The 19,124-nt window shown below is 71.7% G+C and carries 16 protein-coding genes; 5 read left to right on the plus strand and 11 right to left on the minus strand.

Annotated elements, in window-relative coordinates; all coding sequences use genetic code 11:
- Nucleotides 1-124 precede the first annotated feature (124 nt).
- Nucleotides 125-949: a Bax inhibitor-1/YccA family protein gene (locus ET989_RS09570; protein WP_131168336.1), complete on the plus strand. Its 825-nt coding sequence runs from the start codon at nt 125-127 to the stop codon at nt 947-949.
- A gap of 170 nt (nt 950-1,119) precedes the next feature.
- Here ET989_RS09570 and ET989_RS09575 read toward each other — a convergent pair whose 3' ends face one another.
- The gene (locus tag ET989_RS09575; protein WP_241656294.1) at nt 1,120-1,833 is read right to left on the minus strand and encodes an NUDIX hydrolase; all 714 of its coding nucleotides are present in this window, start codon (nt 1,831-1,833) and stop codon (nt 1,120-1,122) included.
- Between the two features lie 135 nt (nt 1,834-1,968).
- Between ET989_RS09575 and ypfJ the strand changes: the two genes are divergently transcribed.
- Complete coding sequence (gene ypfJ / locus ET989_RS09580) at nt 1,969-2,835, plus strand: KPN_02809 family neutral zinc metallopeptidase (RefSeq protein ID WP_180320778.1); 867 nt, start codon at nt 1,969-1,971, stop codon at nt 2,833-2,835.
- Nucleotides 2,836-2,875: 40 nt separating this feature from the next.
- Here ypfJ and ET989_RS09585 read toward each other — a convergent pair whose 3' ends face one another.
- Genes ET989_RS09585 through ET989_RS09595 form a run of 3 tightly spaced genes read right to left on the minus strand, consistent with a single transcriptional unit; the run spans nt 2,876 to nt 6,951 of the window.
- Nucleotides 2,876-3,838 (minus strand): hypothetical protein, encoded by a 963-nt coding sequence (locus ET989_RS09585; protein ID WP_131168340.1) that lies wholly within the window; start codon nt 3,836-3,838, stop codon nt 2,876-2,878.
- 10 nt (nt 3,839-3,848) lie between these two features.
- On the minus strand, nt 3,849-5,855 hold the full coding sequence (locus ET989_RS09590) for a S9 family peptidase (RefSeq protein ID WP_131168342.1): 2,007 nt from the start codon (nt 5,853-5,855) through the stop codon (nt 3,849-3,851).
- A gap of 43 nt (nt 5,856-5,898) precedes the next feature.
- Nucleotides 5,899-6,951, minus strand: coding sequence for an alpha/beta hydrolase (locus ET989_RS09595; RefSeq protein ID WP_131168344.1), 1,053 nt, complete (start codon nt 6,949-6,951; stop codon nt 5,899-5,901).
- 113 nt (nt 6,952-7,064) lie between these two features.
- On the opposite strand from ET989_RS09595, the gene ET989_RS09600 reads away from it, so the two are divergent.
- Nucleotides 7,065-8,426, plus strand: a complete 1,362-nt coding sequence (locus ET989_RS09600; protein ID WP_131168346.1) for a glycoside-pentoside-hexuronide (GPH):cation symporter — start codon at nt 7,065-7,067, stop codon at nt 8,424-8,426.
- A gap of 70 nt (nt 8,427-8,496) precedes the next feature.
- Here ET989_RS09600 and ET989_RS09605 read toward each other — a convergent pair whose 3' ends face one another.
- Nucleotides 8,497-9,324 (minus strand): YwiC-like family protein, encoded by an 828-nt coding sequence (locus ET989_RS09605; RefSeq protein ID WP_131168348.1) that lies wholly within the window; start codon nt 9,322-9,324, stop codon nt 8,497-8,499.
- Nucleotides 9,321-10,349, minus strand: coding sequence for a class I SAM-dependent methyltransferase (locus ET989_RS09610; RefSeq protein ID WP_165490109.1), 1,029 nt, complete (start codon nt 10,347-10,349; stop codon nt 9,321-9,323). The genes ET989_RS09605 and ET989_RS09610 overlap by 4 nt, the downstream gene beginning before the upstream one ends.
- 170 nt (nt 10,350-10,519) lie before the next feature.
- On the opposite strand from ET989_RS09610, the gene ppdK reads away from it, so the two are divergent.
- Entirely contained in the window at nt 10,520-13,171 is a 2,652-nt protein-coding gene (gene ppdK / locus ET989_RS09615) for a pyruvate, phosphate dikinase (protein ID WP_131168352.1), read from the plus strand.
- A gap of 123 nt (nt 13,172-13,294) precedes the next feature.
- Nucleotides 13,295-15,049, plus strand: a complete 1,755-nt coding sequence (locus tag ET989_RS09620; RefSeq protein ID WP_131168354.1) for a SulP family inorganic anion transporter — start codon at nt 13,295-13,297, stop codon at nt 15,047-15,049.
- Here the strand turns inward: ET989_RS09620 and ET989_RS09625 are convergent.
- The 5 genes from ET989_RS09625 to ET989_RS09645 form a co-directional block, all read right to left on the minus strand.
- Nucleotides 15,046-16,008: a hypothetical protein gene (locus ET989_RS09625; protein WP_131168356.1), complete on the minus strand. Its 963-nt coding sequence runs from the start codon at nt 16,006-16,008 to the stop codon at nt 15,046-15,048. The two genes, ET989_RS09620 and ET989_RS09625, sit on opposite strands and share 4 nt — an antisense overlap.
- 65 nt (nt 16,009-16,073) lie before the next feature.
- The gene (deoC, locus tag ET989_RS09630; protein ID WP_131168358.1) at nt 16,074-16,739 is read right to left on the minus strand and encodes a deoxyribose-phosphate aldolase; all 666 of its coding nucleotides are present in this window, start codon (nt 16,737-16,739) and stop codon (nt 16,074-16,076) included.
- A 16-nt stretch (nt 16,740-16,755) separates the two neighbouring features.
- The gene (locus ET989_RS09635) at nt 16,756-17,361 is read right to left on the minus strand and encodes a response regulator transcription factor (protein WP_131168360.1); all 606 of its coding nucleotides are present in this window, start codon (nt 17,359-17,361) and stop codon (nt 16,756-16,758) included.
- Nucleotides 17,362-17,427: 66 nt separating this feature from the next.
- Nucleotides 17,428-18,264, minus strand: a complete 837-nt coding sequence (locus ET989_RS15585) for a histidine kinase (protein ID WP_241656295.1) — start codon at nt 18,262-18,264, stop codon at nt 17,428-17,430.
- 28 nt (nt 18,265-18,292) lie between these two features.
- Nucleotides 18,293-19,120, minus strand: coding sequence for an ABC transporter permease (locus ET989_RS09645; RefSeq protein ID WP_131168362.1), 828 nt, complete (start codon nt 19,118-19,120; stop codon nt 18,293-18,295).
- Nucleotides 19,121-19,124 lie beyond the last annotated feature (4 nt).

A 19,124-nucleotide genomic window follows, 5' to 3' on the forward strand; every position in this document is an offset into this window, starting at 1 on the left:
GCGCAACCAAGGACCCCCAGTGGAGAAGCCGGACAGACCGGCAGGACCACCACGCCCACACCCGAAACGCCGTCAACAACGACGCGAACCATCCCCAAGAATCACAGTCGGTGGATCAGGGCTGATGCGTAGCACCAACCCTGTCTTCACGCGCAGCGAGCAGTTCTCGCACGCTTCCCCCGCACCGCAGTACGACCAGCAGCAGTACGGGCGGCAGTACGGTGCGCCGCAGTACTCCCAGCCCGGCGCACCCGCGCCGTATCAGACCCAGCCCGGTCCCCACGGCGTCATGACGATCGACGACGTCATCACGAAGACCGCCATCACCATGGGCGCTCTCATCGTGGCGGCGGCGCTGACGTTCCTCTTCCTGCCGCCGCAGCTCATGCTGCCGGCCCTGATCGGCTCCGGCATCGTCGGCTTTGTGACGGTGATGCTGGTGGCGTTCCGTCGCACCATCAGCCCGGCCATGGTGCTCGTGTACGCGGCCATCGAGGGCGTGTTCATCGGCGCGTTCAGCCTGATGTTCGAGCTCTTGTACCCCGGCATCGTGGTGCAGGCCGTCGTCGGCACGTTCATCGCCGCCGGCGCAACGCTGGCCGCCTACAAGTTCCTCCGGATCAAGGTCACCAGCCGCTTCCGCAAGATCGTCACCATCGCGACCTTCGCCCTCGCCGGCACCCTGCTGGTGAACTTCGTCCTCGCGCTGTTCGGCACCAACCTCGGCCTGCGCTCCTTCGAGTTCACGCCGCTGGCCGGCATCATCTCGGCCATCGCGGTCGTCCTGGCCGTGGCCAGCCTCATCATGGACTTCGACTTCGTCGAGCAGGGCATCCGCAACCGCCTGCCTGCCACCGAGTCGTGGCGCGCGGCCTTCGGCTTGACCGTCACCATGGTGTGGCTCTACACCGAGATCCTGCGCATCCTGAGCTACTTCCGCTCGAACTGACGCACGAGTCGAAACGCCCCCGTCCGGATCATCCGGGCGGGGCGTTCGTCGTTCGGACGCCGAAGACAAGCCCTCGGCGGGTGGGAGGCAAGCCCTCGGCGGGTGGGAGGCAAGCCCTCGACGGGTGGGAGGCAAGCCCTCGGCGTACCTCCCACTTCGTCGCGGCGGGGTCAGGCGGTGCGGCGCCGGCTGAAGGTGCGCAGGACGTCGTGGCTGTGCTTGCCCAGCAGCGCGCGCGAGCCGTTGATCCAGGCCACGTCGCGGATGCGGTCGGCCGAGACCCACTGGCTGGCGGCCGTGGTGCCGCCGACGTCGTGGACGACCGGGTCCCGCGGTTGGTCGCAGCGGGCGGCGTAGATGAGCCGGACGGCGTGGAAGTCCTCGACGACGCCGGAGGGCGAGTGGCCGATCCAGTGGTCGGACTGCACGTCGAGGAACTGCGTGATCTCGATCTCCTGGCCGGTCTCCTCGAACACCTCGCGCTGGACGGTGGAGGCCGGGTTCTCGCCCGGGTCGATGCCGCCGCCGGGCAGTCCCCACATGCCGGGGACTGCCGTGCGGTCGGAGAACTCGGTCGCCAGCACCCCGCGCTCGGAGACAACCAGCGCGTACGCGGCCAGCCGCTGGCGCACGACGGGGCGCCCGACCATTTCGCCGGGGCGCAGGGTGGTGCGGACCCGCTGCGGGCCGCGCGGCGTCACGGGACGGCGGTGCGGGAGGACTTGGAGCGTGACCGTGAGGTCCTCGACGGTGCCGGCGGCGGACAGGGGCCGCAGGACGCGGTAGCCGCTCTCCCACGCCACCTGGTACGGGTCCTCGCCGTGGCCGAGCGTGAAGGAGAGCACGGGCGTCCCGCCCGGCAGCTCAACCCCCAAGATCTCCACCCGCCCATCTTGGCCTCCCCACCAAAATGAGCCAAGCCGCCTCTCCGGTGAACCCCGGGGTCGGCCACCATGTGCGGCCCGCCCCCGTCCAGCTATGCTCAACGCAGTTCCGGCCAGCGACGATGGAGGCGCGACGTGCAGTACAACCCGGGGGCCCAGCTCGATCCGTCCCAGATGGGGGGAGGCGGCAGGGGCCGTGGCGGCAGCATCGCCGTCGGTGGCGGCGCCAGCATCATCCTCGTCATCCTCGCCCTGCTGTTCGGGTTCGACCCGGGCGCCATCCTCGGTGGCGGCGTAGCCGCCCCCCAGCAGGACGCGGGCACCAACCAGTACGCGCACTGCCAGACCGGCGCCGACATCGAGAAGGACCCGGAGTGCCGTTTCGTGGCCTACACGAACTCGATCCAGGAGTACTGGCAGCAGGCGCTGCCCGGCTACCAGCAGACGAAGACCAACATCTTCAGCGGCTCGGTCAGCACCGCCTGTGGCCAGGCGACCTCCGACGTCGGCCCGTTCTACTGCCCGGCCGACCAGGGCATCTACTTCGACACCGCCTTCTTCCAGCAGATGCTGCCGCAGCTCGGCGCCGACGGCGGCGACGCCGCCGAGGCGTACGTCATCGCCCACGAGTACGGCCACCACATCTCGAACTTGACCGGCATCATGGAGCAGGTCCAGCGCCAGGGCCAGACCGCCGGCCCCAACTCGCCGGCCGTCCGCCTCGAGCTCCAGGCCGACTGCTACGCCGGCGTCTGGCTGCGCTACGCCGCCGGTGACGCCGACAACATCATCAGCGAGGTCACCCAGGACGACCTGGACCGCGCGGTGAACGCCGCCGAGGTCGTCGGTGACGACCACATCCAACGCATGCAGGCGGGCCGCATCAACCCCGACCAGTGGACACACGGCTCCTCGCAGATGCGCAAGGAGTGGCTCGCCAGGGGCTTCAACTCCGGCGACCCGAACCAGTGCAACACGTTCGCGGCGGGCTCCTTGGCCTGACCTTCCCGGACACCGGACGCGGCGGCCGCGTCGTCGAGGCTCACTCGACGGCGCGGCCGTCGAGGTCCGTGGTGAAGGTCTCGTCGCCGATGGTGAAGTACATGCGCGGGACGCCGAGTGCGGCCCGGTCGTCGACGATGCAGCTCCACGTCCGGTCGAGCGAGAAGTCGCCGGACTCCTTGAGCCGCTCCAGCACGCCCCACACGGCGTCCGGGTCGACCAGCGACGCGTCGAACGGGCGAAGGGCTGTTCCCTCGGTGCGGGCGGTCACGATCACGGGCGTCCGCGCGGTGCGCTGCCGCCGCTGGGACGTCCCGTCCGGGCCCTGCAGGCCGTCGAGGTGGACGCCGATCGCCGACCCGAAGCCGATGGCCGTGGCGACCCGGCGGTCACCCACGGCGTCCGCGTAGCCCTGCCGCAGGCCCCACGCGCTGGTGAAGTCGAGGGTGGGCAGCAGGGTGCCGTCCGGCTTGAAGAAGACGGGGCGGGACTCGGGCACCGTCGAGACCGACATCGACACCAGGCCGGCGGAGTAGTCGACGATCTGCAGCGACTGGCCGCGTCGCGAACCCGAGACGGCCTCGGCGGACCGGAACAGGGCGCCCACGTCGCCCAGCTCGAAGTCGTCGGGGTCGAACATGCGCTGCGCCACGTAGGTGATGTCGGAGGGGACCTGCTGCACCCGCTCGTCCCGCCACGCCCACGTCTGGGCCTGGCCGTCGCGCACGACCGTCACCGAGGCGTCCGACGCCGTCACCGTGACCATGATCGCCTGCAGAGCGTTGGCGGCGTCCATGAGTTCGTCGACCAGCCGCTCCGCCTCGCCGGGGAGAGTCAGGTCGAGCGGGGCCGGGGCCGGCGTGGCGGACGCCGTGGGTGGCGGCGCGGCCGTCGGTGTGGCTGTGGCCGGCGGGACCGGAGCGGTCGGCGGGGGAGCCAGGGCGCAGCCCGCCGTGACCGTCGCCACCAGCGCGAGGGCGGCGGCGCGGCTGGCGGTCTTCACCCTCGCGAGACTACCCGGACCGCTCGTCGTCGCGCACGGGGAGGTGGCGGCCCCACCAGTCGAGGATGGCCTCGAAGCGCTGGCGCCGGTGCCACGGGGTTCCCGAGCGGGACAGCTCGTGGTTCTCACCGGGGAAGACGAGCAACTCGGTGTCCACGCCGGCGGCCTTGAGGGCCGTGTAATAGCGCAGCGCCTGGCCGAGCGGGCAGCGCAGGTCGAGTTCGGAGTGCACGACGAAGGTGGGCGTGGTGACCTGGTCCGCGAGCAGCGTCGGCGACTGGCGGTCCTGCTCGGCGCGGTCGGTGCCGTTGTAGGCGGGCATGAAGAACCAACCGATGTCGGACGCCCCGAGGAACGACGCCGGGTCGAGGAACCCGCGCTCGACGATGGCGCCGGCGAAGCGGTGGTCGTGGGCGATCGTCCACGCCGTCAGGTAGCCGCCGTAGCTGCCGCCCATGATGCCGACGCGGTCGGCGTCCAACCCCGCAACGGTCGTCGTTGCGTGGTCGAGGAAGGCGAGCACGTCGGCCATGTCGAGGTTGCCGAAGTCGTGCCGGATCGCGGCGCCGTGGGCCTGTCCGTAGGAGCCGGAGCCGCGCGGGTTGCAGTAGACGACCGCGTAGCCCGCCTCGGCATAGACCTGGAACTCGTCGAAGAAGTCGCCGGTGTAGTGCGCGTAGGGGCCGCCGTGGATGTTGAGCAGGACGGGGTGCGGGCCCTCGCCGTCGGGCAGCACGACCCAGCCGTGCACGGGCGTCCCGTCGGGGGAGGTCGCGGTGAGCTCGGTCGGCGTCCGGACGGTGGTGGCCTCGCGGAGCTTCGCGCCGAAGTCGGTCAGCGCGGTCATCGTGCCGTCGCGCAGGACCGCCAGCTCGCCGGGGGAGTCGACGGTGACCACCGTGGCGACCACGCCGCCGTCGGGCAGTGCGGCGACGGCGTCCGCGGTGGGCTGGCCGGAGTGCAGGGTGTCTACGGTGCCGTCCGCGACGACGCGGAGCACCTCGGCCGAACCGCGGTGGTTTCGGACGGCCAGGACGGCGTCCGTGCCGCTGGGCACCAAACGGTGCGTGAGTTCGATGGTCTCGTTGTCGGTGAGTCGGACGGGGGCGCCGCCGTCGCGCCCCACCACGAACAAGGCGGCGTTGGTCGCGACGAAGCTGCGGCCGTCCTCGCCGAGGTCGGAGCCGAGCAGGAACAGCCAGCCGTCGCCGACCGGGCAGGCGGTGGAGAAGGAGAGGCGGGGGTCGGCGGCGACCGGAGTCACCTGGCCGGACTCAAGGCACACGCGGTGGATCGCCGTGCGGAGGTGCTCGTCAGCGTCCTCGCCGGAGGGGGCGGTGACGAGGACGGCGTCGCCGTGGGGGGTGAAGACCGGCTCGCCCACGTCGTGGGGGCCGTCGGTGAGCTGGCGTGCCGCCGGCACGTTCCAGGCCGGGGCGTCGGGGTCGGCGTCGCGGCCCGCCCGGCCGATCGGCTTGACCGAAGGCTCGGCGTGCGGGTCGGGGGCGTCGACGACGAACAGCTGGGCGGGGCGGTCGGTGGACCAGCCCAGGCCGTTGGACTGGATCTTGTAGCCGGTGAAGTGGCGGGGGTCCTCCTGGGCGGCGTCGACGCCCTCCAGGGTGCCGTAGCGGCCGTCGGCGGGGACGCGGGACGTGAACGCCAGGCGCGTCGAATCCGGCGACCAGCAGAACGCGCCGACGCCCGTCTTCTGGTCGGTGACCTGGGCCGCCTCGCCGCCGCTGGCGGGGGCGACATGGAGCTGCGCTCGCCCACCCGGCTCGCGGCGGAGGAATGCCACCAGGCGCCCGTCGGGGCTGATGCGGGGGCTGGAGTCGGCGAAGCCGCGGGTCTGGCGGACGGGCCGCCCACCGTCGAGCGGCACGCGCCACAGCTGACCGACGTAGCTGTCCGCCTCGAAGGAGGGGCGCGACGTGGCGACGAGGGCGAAGGAGCCGTCAGGGGCGACGGTGGGCGCGCCGACCGTGGTCAGCAGCGGCAGGTGTTCCGGGCGCATGTCCAGACCCTAGCGCCCGCCGAGAGTCCGGCCCGCGCGCGGGTCAGCGCACCAGGAGCGCGGTGATCTCCTCTGCGACGCGGCCGGGGACAGACAGTGGAATGCCGTGGTCCTCGCCCTCGAGGGCGACCTCCTTCACCTCGCCGCCGGCGGCCCGGTAGGCGTCCAGCACCGCACGGGTCTGCTGCACCATCGGCTGCGGCGGGAGCACATCGGCGCCCGGCCAGCCCGGCACGGCGCCCAACTGGCCCAGCGTCGCGAGGTCGAACAGGGAGCCGTCGGCGACGACCTTGTCCTCGCCGCCGTGGATCCAGGTGACGGCGGGCTTGCGCGGGAGGTCGACGATGCCGGACGCGTCGTAGTACTTGGGGCTCATGGTGTTCAGGACGCCCCGGTCACCGGTCGCCAGGCCCGGCCAGGTCTCCGACGGCACCGCGGTGCCGGGGTAGAAGTCGTCGCCCGTGCGGGTCTTGACCATCTCGCCGGTCAGGAAGTCCTCGTCGATGTTGGCGGCGTTGGCGCCGCCGCCGTAGAACGTCCGCATGATCACGCGCGGGCTGGTCTGAGGGTCGGCGTCCGTGGTGTCGCCGGCCGCCAGGCGCCGCACGAACGCCGGGTTGGCGCCCGCCGCACCGCAGGCCGCGGCGTCCGGGGTGGCGTGCTCGCCGCTCGCACCCTTGGTGCCGCCGAAGCCGTAGGGCGACAGCGGCGCGATGAGGGTGACCGAGGCGAGGTCGGCCGGGTGCTCGAGCATCAGCTGCTGCAGGACGCCCGCGCCCATCGACCAGCCGGCCGCGTTGACCTTCCGCCGGCCAGCCAGGCCGAGGGTCTCCAGCAGCGCGTGGACGTCGTCGACCATGTCGCCCAGGCCGCGCGTGGCATCGATGGGCTCGGCGTCGGTGTCGCCGTAGCCGCGCAGGTCGGGCGCGATGACACGGACGTCCTCGCCCAGGGCGTCCGCCACGTACTTCCAGAAGCCGCCGCTGGACAGGTTGCCGTGCACCAGCAGCAGCGGGACGCCGTCGTCGGGGCCGGAGGTCCACACGTTCTGGGTCAGGCGGCTGGTCTCGATGCGCTGAGGCGCGAACTCGGTCATGGGGCTCCTCGGATGGTCGGGTCGAGCCAATCCTGATGGGTGATTCAGGTTTCTGTAAAGGGCGGTCCCCGCCCTCCGCGTCCCGACCCCCCACAGGCACTAGGTTGACGGCCATGGACGCCACGACCGCGCGCAGGAACCGGTGGAGCTTCGCCGTCGGGACGGTGGGCCGCGACATGGTCTACTCGATGATGGCGCTGTTCCTCATCGTGTACCTCACTGAGGTGCTCGACCTGGACGACGCGACGCTGTGGTGGGTCAACGGCATCCTGCTCGCCGCGCGCATCTTCGACGCGTTCACCGACATCGTCATGGGCGGCATCATCGACAACACCCGGACGCGGTGGGGCCAGTTCAAGCCGTGGATCGTCGCCGGGATGATGTCGGTGGCCCTCATCACGATCCTGCTGTTCACCGACCTCGGCCTGCGCGGGCCGGGCTACGTGGCGCTGTTCGCCGTCGTGTACATCGCGTGGGGCCTGGCGTGGACCATGAACGACATCGGCTACTGGTCGATGCTGCCGGCCCTCACCTTCGACCAGCGCGAACGCGAACGGCTCGGCGCGCTGGCCAAGGTCTTCGCCACGATCGGGCTCTTCACGATCGTGGTGGCGATCATCCCCGTCACGGGGATGCTCGGCGGGGACGCCCGCGCCTGGCAGCTGTTCACCATCGGCGCCGCGGCGATCATGGTCCTGGGGCAGCTGGTGACGCTCGTGGGCGTCCGCGAGCCGCAACGGACGGGGGCGGTCGAGCACACCACGGTGCGCGACGTGGCCCGGGCGATCGGGCTCAACGATCAGCTCCTGTGGACGGCCCTGGCCATGGTGCTGTTCCTCGTGGGCTACAACACCACGACCTCGTTCGGGGTCTACTTCTTCAAGTACGCCTACCGCGACGAGAACATGTTCTCGCCCTTCGCGGCGATCCTCGGGGTGGCGCAGCTGCTGGGGTTCGCACTGTTCCCGCTGCTGCGCAAGCGGTTCAGCCGCAAGCGCCTGTTCTCGATCGCGATGGGCCTGGTCGGGCTCGGCTACCTCGTGTTCTTCTTCTCGCCGATGGACATCGTCCCCATCGGCATCGCGGGACTGCTGCTGTTCGTCGGGGCGTCCTTCGTGATCGTGCTGATGACCGTGTTCCTCACCGACTGCATCGAGTACGGCCAGTGGAAGCTCGGACACCGCAACGGCGCCGTGACCTTCGCCCTGCAGCCGTTCATCAACAAGATCGGCGGCGCGGTCGGCACCGCGATCGTCGGTGCGACGCTGATCCTGACCGGCATCAACGCCGCCCGGACGCCCGACGACGTCACCGAGGCCGGTCTGCTCGGCATGCGTCTGATGATGATGGGCTTCCCGATGGTGCTGATGCTCGCGAGCTACCTCATCTACCTGCGCTTCTACCGCATCGACGAGGCGTTCCACGCCGAGATCGTGGCCGACCTTCGCGCACGGGGGCAGCTGGCGGACGCGTGAGGCCGGGGCTGTCGGCGGACGATGCCGGGGCTGTCGGCGCGCAAACCCGGGGCTCTCGGCGGAAGGGGGGTCAGGCCAGCGGCCAGAGGGCGAAGCAGAGGAGCAGCAGGGAGCTCATGCCGATCTCCAGGAAGCCGATGTGCTTGGGGGACCACGTGCGTCCGGGGATGTGCCAGGCCCGCAGCGTGGCGAGTAGGAAGAACGGCGTCCACCACCAGGGGACCAGGCCGTTCCCGGCCAAGGCCGCCGCGATGATCGCGCACACGCCGTGGTAGGCGATGGACGCCACGAGCCACGGCTTGGATCCGCGCTCGCGGATGTTCGTCTTGACGTACAGGACCGTCCCGAAGAAGTACGCGAACACCAGGCCGGTGAGCAGCCACGTGGGCAGGGTGCCGGGGCCCACGGCGTCCGCGACCCACGGGTGGCGGGCGATCGGGATCATCAGGGACGCCGCCGCGATGGTGAGCGCCCCGCCGATCGTGGCGCGCTCGTTGCGTTGGGCGGCCAGCCACAGCGCCGGCAGCAGCAGCGGGACGAACGCGGGCGCCCAGGCGGCGATCTGCCAGCCGCCCACGAGCAGCGTCAGGACGCCCGCTACGCCCGAGATCGCCCCGTAGGTGACCAGCGGCCCCACCCAGCCCTGCTTGCGCTGCCGGGGCGCCTTCAGCCAGCCGGACGCCGCGTGGAACGCGAAGTAGCCCACCATCCAGCACACGAACAGCGGCGCGAGGAACCAGCCGGAGCCGGACGCCCGGCCGGCGGCCAGGTCGGTGAGCCGCAGGGACACCCCCAGCAGGAACGGCAGGACGAGCATCGCCCAGGCGCCGTGCTGGTTGGGGATCCAGCCCGCATGGCGCTTCTTCTTCTTCGGGCGGGGGCGTACTGCGGCGGTCACAGCTGCGGCGCCTTCAGGGCGCGGGCCACGATGTAGTGGCGGTCCTGCGCCTCGATGGTGGTGTTGCCGACGTGGCGTCGCAGGGCGCCCAGGTAGGGCAGGTGCCCGTTGAACACGATCCACAGCTCGCCCCCGGGGCGGAGCACCTGGCCGGCCTCCCGGATCATGGCCAGCGTGGGGGAGGAGTCCTTCGCCGCACCGATGTGGAACGGCGGGTTGCTGACCAGGAGGTCGACGGAGTCGGGCCCCGTGCCGGCGAGCATGTCGGCGTGGCGGACGCGCACGCTGACGTTGTTGGCGCGAGCGGTCAGCCGGGTGGACGCGACCGCGAAGGCCGACACGTCGGTGGCGGTGGTCTCCCAGCCGCGCTGGGCCAGCCAGGCGGCGATGATGCCGGAACCGCAGCCGACGTCGAGGGCTACGCCGCGGAAGGCACGCGGATCCACCACCGGGTCGCCGGCCGTGCGGGCCAGGGTGCGCAGCAGCAGGTGGGTGCCGTCGTCGAGGCGGTTGGTGTTGAACACCGTGCCGTGGGCGATGGCGGTGATCCCGACCTCGGGCAGGTGGCGACGCAGGGGCCACCGCACAGCCGCGGGGCGCGCACCCGTCGCGTGCAGCACCCGCGACTTCTGGCGGCCGAGGCTGGCCGAGACCTGCTCGAACTGGCGCCCCAGCGCGGCGTTCTGGTTCGGGGTCATGTGCTTCGTGCGCCCGCCGGCCACGACCCGGGTGGCGGGGTCCACATGCGCGGCGAGTTGTTCGGCGTAGTCCTCGACGCCCGACAACGACTTCGGGAGGCGCCAGAGCACCAGCTGGGGCGTCCAGTCGGTCAAGGGCGCCACGAGGCGCTGCGCCGGCGGCACATGGGCGACGTCGCGCAGGTCGTCGCACCAGGTGCGCACGTCGGAGCCGGCGTCCACCGCGGCGCGGGTGAGCGCGCCGCCCACGTCGTCCACGACGAGGACGCGGTCCGGGAGGGGCCCGGCCTCGTCGAGCATCAGGGCCGCGACGGGGTCGAGTGTCATGCGGGCCATCGTATCGGCGTCCATGACGCGGATCGGCTTGAAAGGCTCGGCTGTTGCGCCGCGGACCCACTACGGTGGGTGCTGGACATTCCGGGCGGACCTCCGCCGTCCGGTGGCCCTGGGGGCCAGCACGTCGACGTGTACGGAGCACTTGAAGGAGAAGCCTTTTCATGAACCAGACGAAGTACGTCTACGACCTCAACGAGGGTGACGCGTCGCTGAAGCCGCTGCTGGGTGGCAAGGGTGCCAACCTCGCCGAGATGAATCGCATCGGCGTCCCCGTACCCGACGCCTTCACCGTGACCACGCAGGCCTGCGTCGACACGATGAACAACAACTCCGAGTGGCCCGAGGGCCTCCGCGAGCAGGTCGAGGCCGGCCTCGCCCGCCTCGAGGAGCGCACCGGCAAGACGCTGGGCTCGGTGGAGAACCCGCTGCTCGTCTCGATTCGCTCCGGCGCCGTCTTCTCGATGCCCGGCATGATGGACACCATCCTCAACCTCGGCATCTCGGACGAGACCGTGGGCCAGGTGGCCAAGCTGGCCGACGGCAACGAGCGCTTCGCCTGGGACTGCTACCGCCGCTTCGTCCAGATGTACGGCGAGGTCGTCGAGGGCATCGAGCCCCACGTGTTCGAGGACGCGCTGACCGAGGCCAAGGAGGCCAAGGGCGTCGACAACGACACCGACCTGGACGCCGAGGACCTCAAGGCACTCACCCAGAAGTTCAAGGACCTCGCCAACGAGGCCCTCGGTGGCCACTGGACCACCGACCCCAAGGAGCAGCTCATGCGCGCGATCAACGCCGTGTTCAAGAGCTGGCTGAACCCGCGCGCCGAGGTGTACCGCAAGAGCCAGGGCATTTCCCGCAACCTGGGCACCGCCGTGAACGTGCAGCAGATGGTGTTCGGCAACCGCGGCGAGACCTCGGCGACCGGCGTGTGCTTCTCCCGCAACCCGTCCACCGGTGAGAAGGAGCTCTACGGCGAGTTCCTGACCAACGCCCAGGGCGAGGACGTCGTCGCCGGAATCCGCACCCCGCGCGACCTGGCGGAGATGGAGGCCGAGCTCCCCGAGGCCTTCCATGAGCTGCTGGCCACGATGGACAAGCTCGAGCTCCACAACAAGGACATGCAGGACATGGAGTTCACGATCGAGGATCGCAAGCTCTACATGCTGCAGACCCGCAACGGCAAGCGCACCGCCGCCGCCGCCGTGAAGACCGCCGTCGACATGGTCAGCGAGGGCCTCATCACCAAGGAGGAGGCGCTGCTGCGCATCAACCCCTCCGACCTGGACGCCCTCCTCCACGACGCCATCGACCCGCACGAGACCGCGACCGCGATCGTCAAGGGCCTGCCCGCCTCACCGGGCGCGGCCGTCGGCACGCTCTCCTTCACCGCCGACGACGCCGCCGAGCGCGGCAAGGCCGGCGAGAAGGTCATCCTCGTCCGCTACGAGACCACCCCCGACGACATCCACGGCGTGATGGTGGCCCAGGGCGTCCTGACCGCCCACGGCGGCATGACCTCGCACGCGGCCGTCGTCGCGCGCGGCATGGGCATCACGTGTGTCGCGGGCGCCCCCGGCATCAAGATCGACCCGAAGGCCGAGACGGTCACCATCGGCGGCCAGGAGTACGGCAAGGGCGACACCCTGACGCTGAACGGCTCCACCGGTGAGGTGTTCTCCGGCGCGCTGGCGCTGGTGCCGCCGAAGCTGGACGAGAACTTCCAGCAGGTCGGCGAGTGGGCGGACGCCGTCCGTCGCCTCGGCGTCCGTGCGAACGCGGAGAACTTCGAGGACGCGTCCAAGGCCCGCGAGCTGGGTGCCGAGGGCATCGGCCTGGCACGCACCGAGCACATGTTCATGGCCGCCGACCGCCTGCCGGCCGTCCGCAAGATGATCCTCGCTGAGAACGAGGAGCAGCGCGCGGCGGCCCTGGCCGAGATCCTGCCGATGCAGCAGGCCGACTTCGAGGGCATCTTCACCGCCATGAAGGGCCTGCCGGTCACCGTGCGCCTGCTCGACCCGCCGCTGCACGAGTTCCTTCCGAACATCGTCGACCAGTCGGTGCTCGTGAAGGAGTTGGAGCTGACGGGGGCGTCCGAGGACGTGCTCGCCAAGGAGCGCGAGACCCTTGCGCAGGTCAAGCGCCTGCACGAGCAGAACCCGATGCTCGGCACCCGCGGCTGCCGCCTGGCGATGCTGTACCCGTCGATCCCCGACATGCAGGCCCGCGCCATCGTCAAGGCGGCCCTGGCCGTCCAGGAGCGCGAGGGCGAGACCGTCGGGGTGGAGATCATGATCCCTCTGGTCGCCATCGCCAAGGAGCTGGAGGTGCAGCGCGACATCGTCGTGAAGGCCGTCGAGGAGGAGCTGGCCGCGGCCGGCAAGTCGCTCGACTACACGGTCGGTACCATGATCGAGATCCCGCGCGCGGCGCTCACCGCGAACGAGATCGCCGAGCACGCCGACTTCTTCTCCTTCGGCACCAACGACCTCACCCAGACCGGCATCGGCATCTCGCGTGACGACGCCGAGGCGGGCTTCCTCGGCCACTACGTCGAGGACGAGGTCATCGCGAAGAACCCGTTCGAGTCGATCGACCAGGAGGGCGTCGGCCAGCTGGTGCAGATCGGCGTCGAGAAGGGTCGCTCCACCAAGGCTGAGCTCAAGACGGGTGTCTGTGGCGAGCACGGTGGCGATCCGGACTCGATCGAGTTCTTCCACAAGGTGGGCCTGAACTACGTGTCCTGCTCCCCGTTCCGTGTGCCGATCGCCCGCCTGGCCGCCGCTCGGGCGACCCTGCAGCACGGCTGAGCCAACCAATACACCGACGGCCCCGGGTTCCGACCCGGGGCCGTCGGCCGTTCCCGGACGCCGTCGGCGCCGGATGGCAGCCACCCGGCCCGGGCGCTACCCTGCGCTCGAAGGGGGAGTGCAGTGCCGGACTACCGCATCGAGCCGCCGCGTCAAACGCGGGGAGAGCAGTTCGCCTCGGCGTGGGACGCCGTGAGCGAGCACCTGATCAGCCTGAAGGGGTTGTGGCCGACGCCGGCCGACTACGCGCAGCTGCCGCACACGTGGCGCCGCGACCTCATGGCCGGGCTCACCGTGGGCATCGTCGCCCTGCCGCTGGCGCTCGGCTTCGGGGTGGCCTCCGGCGTGGGGGCGACCGCCGGGCTGGTCACCGCGATCGTCGCGGGCATCGTCGCCGCGGTGTTCGGCGGCAGCCACCTGCAGGTGTCGGGCCCGACCGGTGCCATGACCGTCGTCCTGCTCCCGGTCATCGCGGCCTACGGGGTCGAGAACGTCCCGACCCTGGCGATCCTGGCCGGGATCATGGTGATCCTGATGGGCATGACGTCCCTCGGCCGGACCGTCGACCTCATCCCGCTACCCGTGGTCGAGGGGTTCACCGCCGGCATCGGCGTGATCATCTTCCTGCAGCAGCTGCCCCTCGTGCTGGGCTCGGAGAAGGGTGAGGGTGAGTCCTCGCTGGTGTCGGCGTGGAACACCATCGCCGGCACCGACTGGGCCGCGGCGATCGCGCCGCTGGCGATCGTCGCGCTGGTCGTCGTGCTCCACCTGGTGGGCGAGAGGGTGGCCCGCGGCGTCCCGTTGTCGCTGGTGGCGATCATCGTGGCGACGGTCGTGGCCGAGTTGATGTCGCTCGACGTGGCGCGGATCGGCGCGCTCCCGACCTCCCTGCCCGCGCCCAGCCTGCCCAGCTTCGACTGGCGCACGATCCAGGGCCTGGCCGCCCCCGCCCTGGCCGTGGCCGCGCTCGCGGCCCTGGAGTCGCTGCTGTCGGCGCGCGTCGCCGACGGCATGGTGCCCGAGGTGACCCGCACCAAGCCCGACCGCGAGCTGGTCGGCCAAGGGCTGGCCAACGTGGCCTCGGGCCTGTTCGGCGGCCTGCCCGCGACGGGCGCGATCGCCCGCACCGCGGTCAACGCCCGCACCGGCGGACGCACCCGGCTGGCGGTGGTGTTCCACGCGGTCGTGCTGCTGGGCGTGATGGCGTTCGCCTCCCCGGTCGTGGCCCGCATCCCCATGGCGGCCCTCGGCGGGGTGCTCGTGATGACCGCGCTGCGCATGGTCGACATCAAGGCGCTGCGCCCGGTCATGGCCGCGACGCGCGCCGACCGCAACACCCTGCTGCTCACCTTCGCCGCGACCGTCGTGCTCGACCTGGTCATGGCGGTGCTGCTCGGCTTCGCGATGGCCGCCGTCATGAGCCTGCGGCACATGGCGTCGTACTCGGCGGTGTTCCGCCAGCACCTGCCCGCCGACACCCGCGAGGGCTGGATCGACCTACTGCCCGAGCAGGAGTCGATGCGGCACCGCATCGCCATCTACCGCGTCGACGGGGCCCTGTTCTACGGTGACGCCCGCAGCTTCGTTGAGGAGGTCGAGGCGGTCGAGGCCGGTGTGGACGCCGTCATCGTGCGCTGCCACCGGATGAACGTGTTCGACGCCTCGGGCGCCGAGGCGCTGGCTGACGTGGCCCGGGCCCTCGCACGCCGTGGCGTCGGCCTGGTCGTGCAGGGCATGACGCCCAGCCAGGTGCAGACCGCGCTCCTCATGGTGGGCCTCCCGGCCGACCGGTACGTCCGCGAGCTGTCCCGGGCCCTCGACATCGCGGTGGGCGACGTCCGCGCGCGGGACGCCGACCCGGCCGGCGGCCGGGCCTAGCCTTCGCCGAGGATGACGTCGACCGGGTCGAACTCCTCGCCGCTGGGTCGGTAGCTCGTGCTGGAGCCGTCGACCCGGCGCACGTGCAGCGACACGTACAGGTTCATGATGTCCCAGGACAGGGACGCCGACTCCGTCTCGGCGGAGTCAATCGCCGCGGCCAGGGCCGCGGCGTCGATGTCGGCCAAGGGGATGTCCTTGCCCGGGTTCGTGTTGCAGGTGGTCTCCCACAGCACGGGGCTGAGCTGCCACGGGCACTGCTCGCCGTTGACGAGCGGGGCGGAGGGCTGGCTGACCGCGATCGAGGGGAACTCCCCCACCCCGACATACGAGACCGCCTCCGCGCCGGCCGCCTGGGCCTGGTCGAGCAGCCAGAGGAGCATGTCGCCCGATGCGGGGTCGGCGGGCAGTTCGACCGCTTGGCCGCCGACCCGCCGGTGCTCGGGGCCCTCGGCCATGATGCCGCACTGCAGCGTGCTCATGCCCGACCCGCGGTGGTTCACCTGCCAGAGGAAGACCGGCTCGGCGCACTCGCCCATGGCTTCGCGGGCGGCGAACCAGTCCGCGGCGGCGGCGTCCACTGCCTCGCGGGCGGGAAGCGCAGGCCGGGTGGTGTAGGCGACGCTCTCGTCTTCGTACACGAAGTTCCCGCCCGGGGAGTCGAGGCCGAGCGTCGGGGAGACCTGGATCGTCTTCTGGGTGGGGCCCTCCGGGTGCCCCTTGATCCCGGCGATGCCGGAGGGACCGAGGTCGTCGCCCTGCTGGGTCACCACCGACTCCTTCAGCTGGATGGAGATCTCGCTCACGCGGTCAGCGTCGGTACCCTCCAGCGACGCCCAGAGCTCGTCGGCCAAGGACTGGGGAGTGTCGGGGATCGCTCGGGTTGACGAGTCCGCCGGGCGGCCGCACCCTGACAGGGCGACGGCTGCGATGAGGGCGGGCAGCAGCAGCTTCTTCACGGGGGTCTGCTTTCGATGGGGGGGGGGAACCGTCGGTGTGGGAGTTGCCGGGGAGGCGGCCGGGGTCAGTAGCCCTCGGACGTCCCCCCGTCGAGCACCGCGCGGGTGCCGGAGAGGCCCAGGCGGGTGGCGCCGGCGGCAACCATGGCCTGCGCGGCGTCCCAGTCGCGGATGCCACCGGACGCCTTGACGCCGAGGCGCCCGCCGACGGTTTGCGCCATGAGCGCGACCGCGTGCTCGGAGGCGCCACCGGAGGGGTGGAAGCCGGTGGAGGTCTTCACGAAGTCGGCGCCGGCGGCCTCGGCGCCCGTGCAGGCGGCCACGATCTCGTCGTCGGTCAGGGCCGCCGACTCGATGATGACCTTCAGGATGCCCGGGGCGGGGACGGCGTCGCGCACGGCGCGGATCTCGTCCTCCGTGTGGGTGGCGTCGCCGGACTTCAGCGCCCCGATGTCGATGACCATGTCGACCTCGTCGGCGCCGTTGCGGACGGCCTCGGCGGCCTCGAACGCCTTCGTCTCGGGGGTGTGCTTGCCCGAGGGGAAGCCGACCACCGTGGCGACCTTCACGCGCGGCGAGAACGGCAGCGGCAGCATGGAGGGGGAGACGCAGATGGAGTAGGTGCCCAGGTCGGCGGCCTCGGCGGCGAGGGCCTCCACGTCGGCGGCCGTGGCCGTCGGGGACAGCAGGGTGTGGTCGACGAGGCGGGCGAGTTCGGTCCGTTCGAGCATGGGCGCCAGCCTAGCGCTACGCCCAGCCGCGCTCGCGGGCGACGCGGGCCGCCTCGTGCCGGGTGGCCGCGTGCAGCTTGCCCATGGCCGAGCTGAGGTAGTTGCGCACGGTGCCCGGGGACAGGTGGAGGCGCGCGGCGATCTCCTCGACGGGCGCCCCGTCGCCGGCGGCCGCCAGCACGTCGGCCTCGCGAGCGGTGAGCGGGGAGTCGCCGGCCGCGATGGCGTCGGCGGCCAGTTCCGGGTCGACGTGGCGCCCGCCCGCGTGCACGGTGCGGATCACGGCGGCCAGGCCCGACCCCGAGATCGTCTTCGGCACGAACCCGCGCACGCCGACCGCGAGCGCCTGCTTCAGGTGCCCGGGCAGCCCGTGCGAGGTGACGATCACGCAGGCGCACCCCGACAGCTCGGACGCCAGCGCCGCGGCCACCTCGGTCCCCGAGAGCCCCGGCATCTGCAGGTCGAGCACGGCGACGTCGGGTGCGTGCTTGCGGGCGACGGCCAGCGCCTCGTCGCCCGAGGCGGCCTGCGCGACGACCTCGAGGTCGTCCTCGAGGCCCAGCAACGACACCAGCGCCTCGCGGATGAGGTGCTCGTCGTCGGCAACGACGATACGGATCACGCGCCCTCCTCGGCGACCTCCAGACGGGCCAGGGTGGCGGCGTCCACGGTCGCGGTGAGCACGAAGCTACCGTCCCGCTGCTCGGCGTGCAGCGACCCACCGACCTCGGCGAGGCGTTCGGCCAGGCCCGCCAGGCCCGAGCCCGCGGCGTCCGGACGCCTCGGCCTGGCGTGCCCCGAGTTCGGCCTTGAGCGCGACCGCGGAGAGGGTGCGGCCGAAGACGTCGTGCAGGTCGCGGCTGAAGCGCAGGCGCTCCTCGGTGACGGCCAGGCGGGCGCCGTCGACGCGGGCGCGTTCGAGCTCACGGGTGGTGGCCAGCACGTTGAGGAACATCTGGGCGAAGCCCACGACCACGGCCGCGGCGAACCCCACCCAGTAGGCGGCGGTGATCTGGGTGACCCGCTGCTCGGGGTCCGAGGAGGCGAGGGTGCCCCAGAGGGCGGCCTCGGCCAGCACGATCGCGACCAGGCCGACCAGCACGGGGCGGACCGTACGTCCCGAGGCGCGTGGCAGGGCCAGCAGGGGCAGGGCGAGGGCGCCGCCCAGGTAGCCGGGGACCGTGATCGCGCTGAACAGGTCCCGCCAGCCTGGCGTCCCGGCCAGCAGGACGGTGGACACCGACGCCACCGCCCAGACCGCCACCACCGGGGTCAGGCGGCCGACGCGTACGGCGTCCCAGCCGCTGGGTGGGAGCAGGTCGGCGTCGCGCAGTGCCGTGTGCAGCACCGACAGCCCCGCGAGGGAGGCCACCACCGTGGCGGCGACGAACGCGATGCGGATCGCCACCGGCCAGGGCCCGAAGGCCGTGGACAGGGCGAGGATCGGCGCGAGCGGGAAGGCCCAGTGCAGGCTGTTGTAGACGTAGCTCTCGGTGCGCTTCACGCCCTGACTGACGGTGCTCATGGTCACTCCTCTCCTCGCGGCTGCGAGCCTAGCCGCGCGGGTCCCAGCGGAAGCCGCGCAGGCCGGCGTAGAGAGCCAGGGCGGTCCACAGCAGCATCGGCAAGATCATGCCGGTCGTCGCGCCCACCAGGGCGCCGCCGGCCAGCGCCTCCCCCGAGGTACCGGTGCCGAGGTGGGCCAGGTTGATGAGGTCGATCACCGGCGTCATGGGCAGCCAGTGGGCGAAGCGCTGCACCACGTCCGGCAGGATCGTGAGCGGCAGCGAGAAGCCCGACAGCAGCATCGCGACGAGGATCAGCGGCATCGTCGTCAGCTGGGCCGACTCGACGGTGCGCGTCCAGGTGGCGCTCCAGATGGCCAGGGCCGTCCAGGTGGCGGCGCCGCCGACGACGGCGAGGACCAGCGCCCACGGGTGGGCGAACGGGGTGCCGAGGGCGACGGCGCCCCCGATGGCGAGCCCGGACTGGACGAGGAACAACACCAGCAGGGGGACGGCGGGGGCCAGCAGGATCTCCAGTGGCGTGGGCTCGCCGGCCACCAAGCGCTTCAGCACGAGCTGCTCGCGGCGCGCCACCAGCGAGGTGACCATCGTGAAGTACAGGACGAACATCAGTGCGCTGCCGACCAACGTCATGGTCAGGACGACGCCGAGGGCGGCGCGGTCCATCGACAGCCCCGAGAACGCGAAGGCAATCAGCGGCGGCATGGCGACCGCGGTGAGCAGGGCCGTCCGGTTGCGGACGAGGATGCGGCTCTCGGCGGCGACCAGCGCGCCGAAGCGGCGCCAGAAGCTGCCGCGGGCGGCCGGGGCGGAAGTCGCGGCGTCAGGTCGGGTGGTGGCGGTGGTGATGGTCATCGTG

Source organism: Propioniciclava sinopodophylli (assembly GCF_004324755.1).
Taxonomy (GTDB): domain Bacteria; phylum Actinomycetota; class Actinomycetes; order Propionibacteriales; family Propionibacteriaceae; genus Propioniciclava; species Propioniciclava sinopodophylli.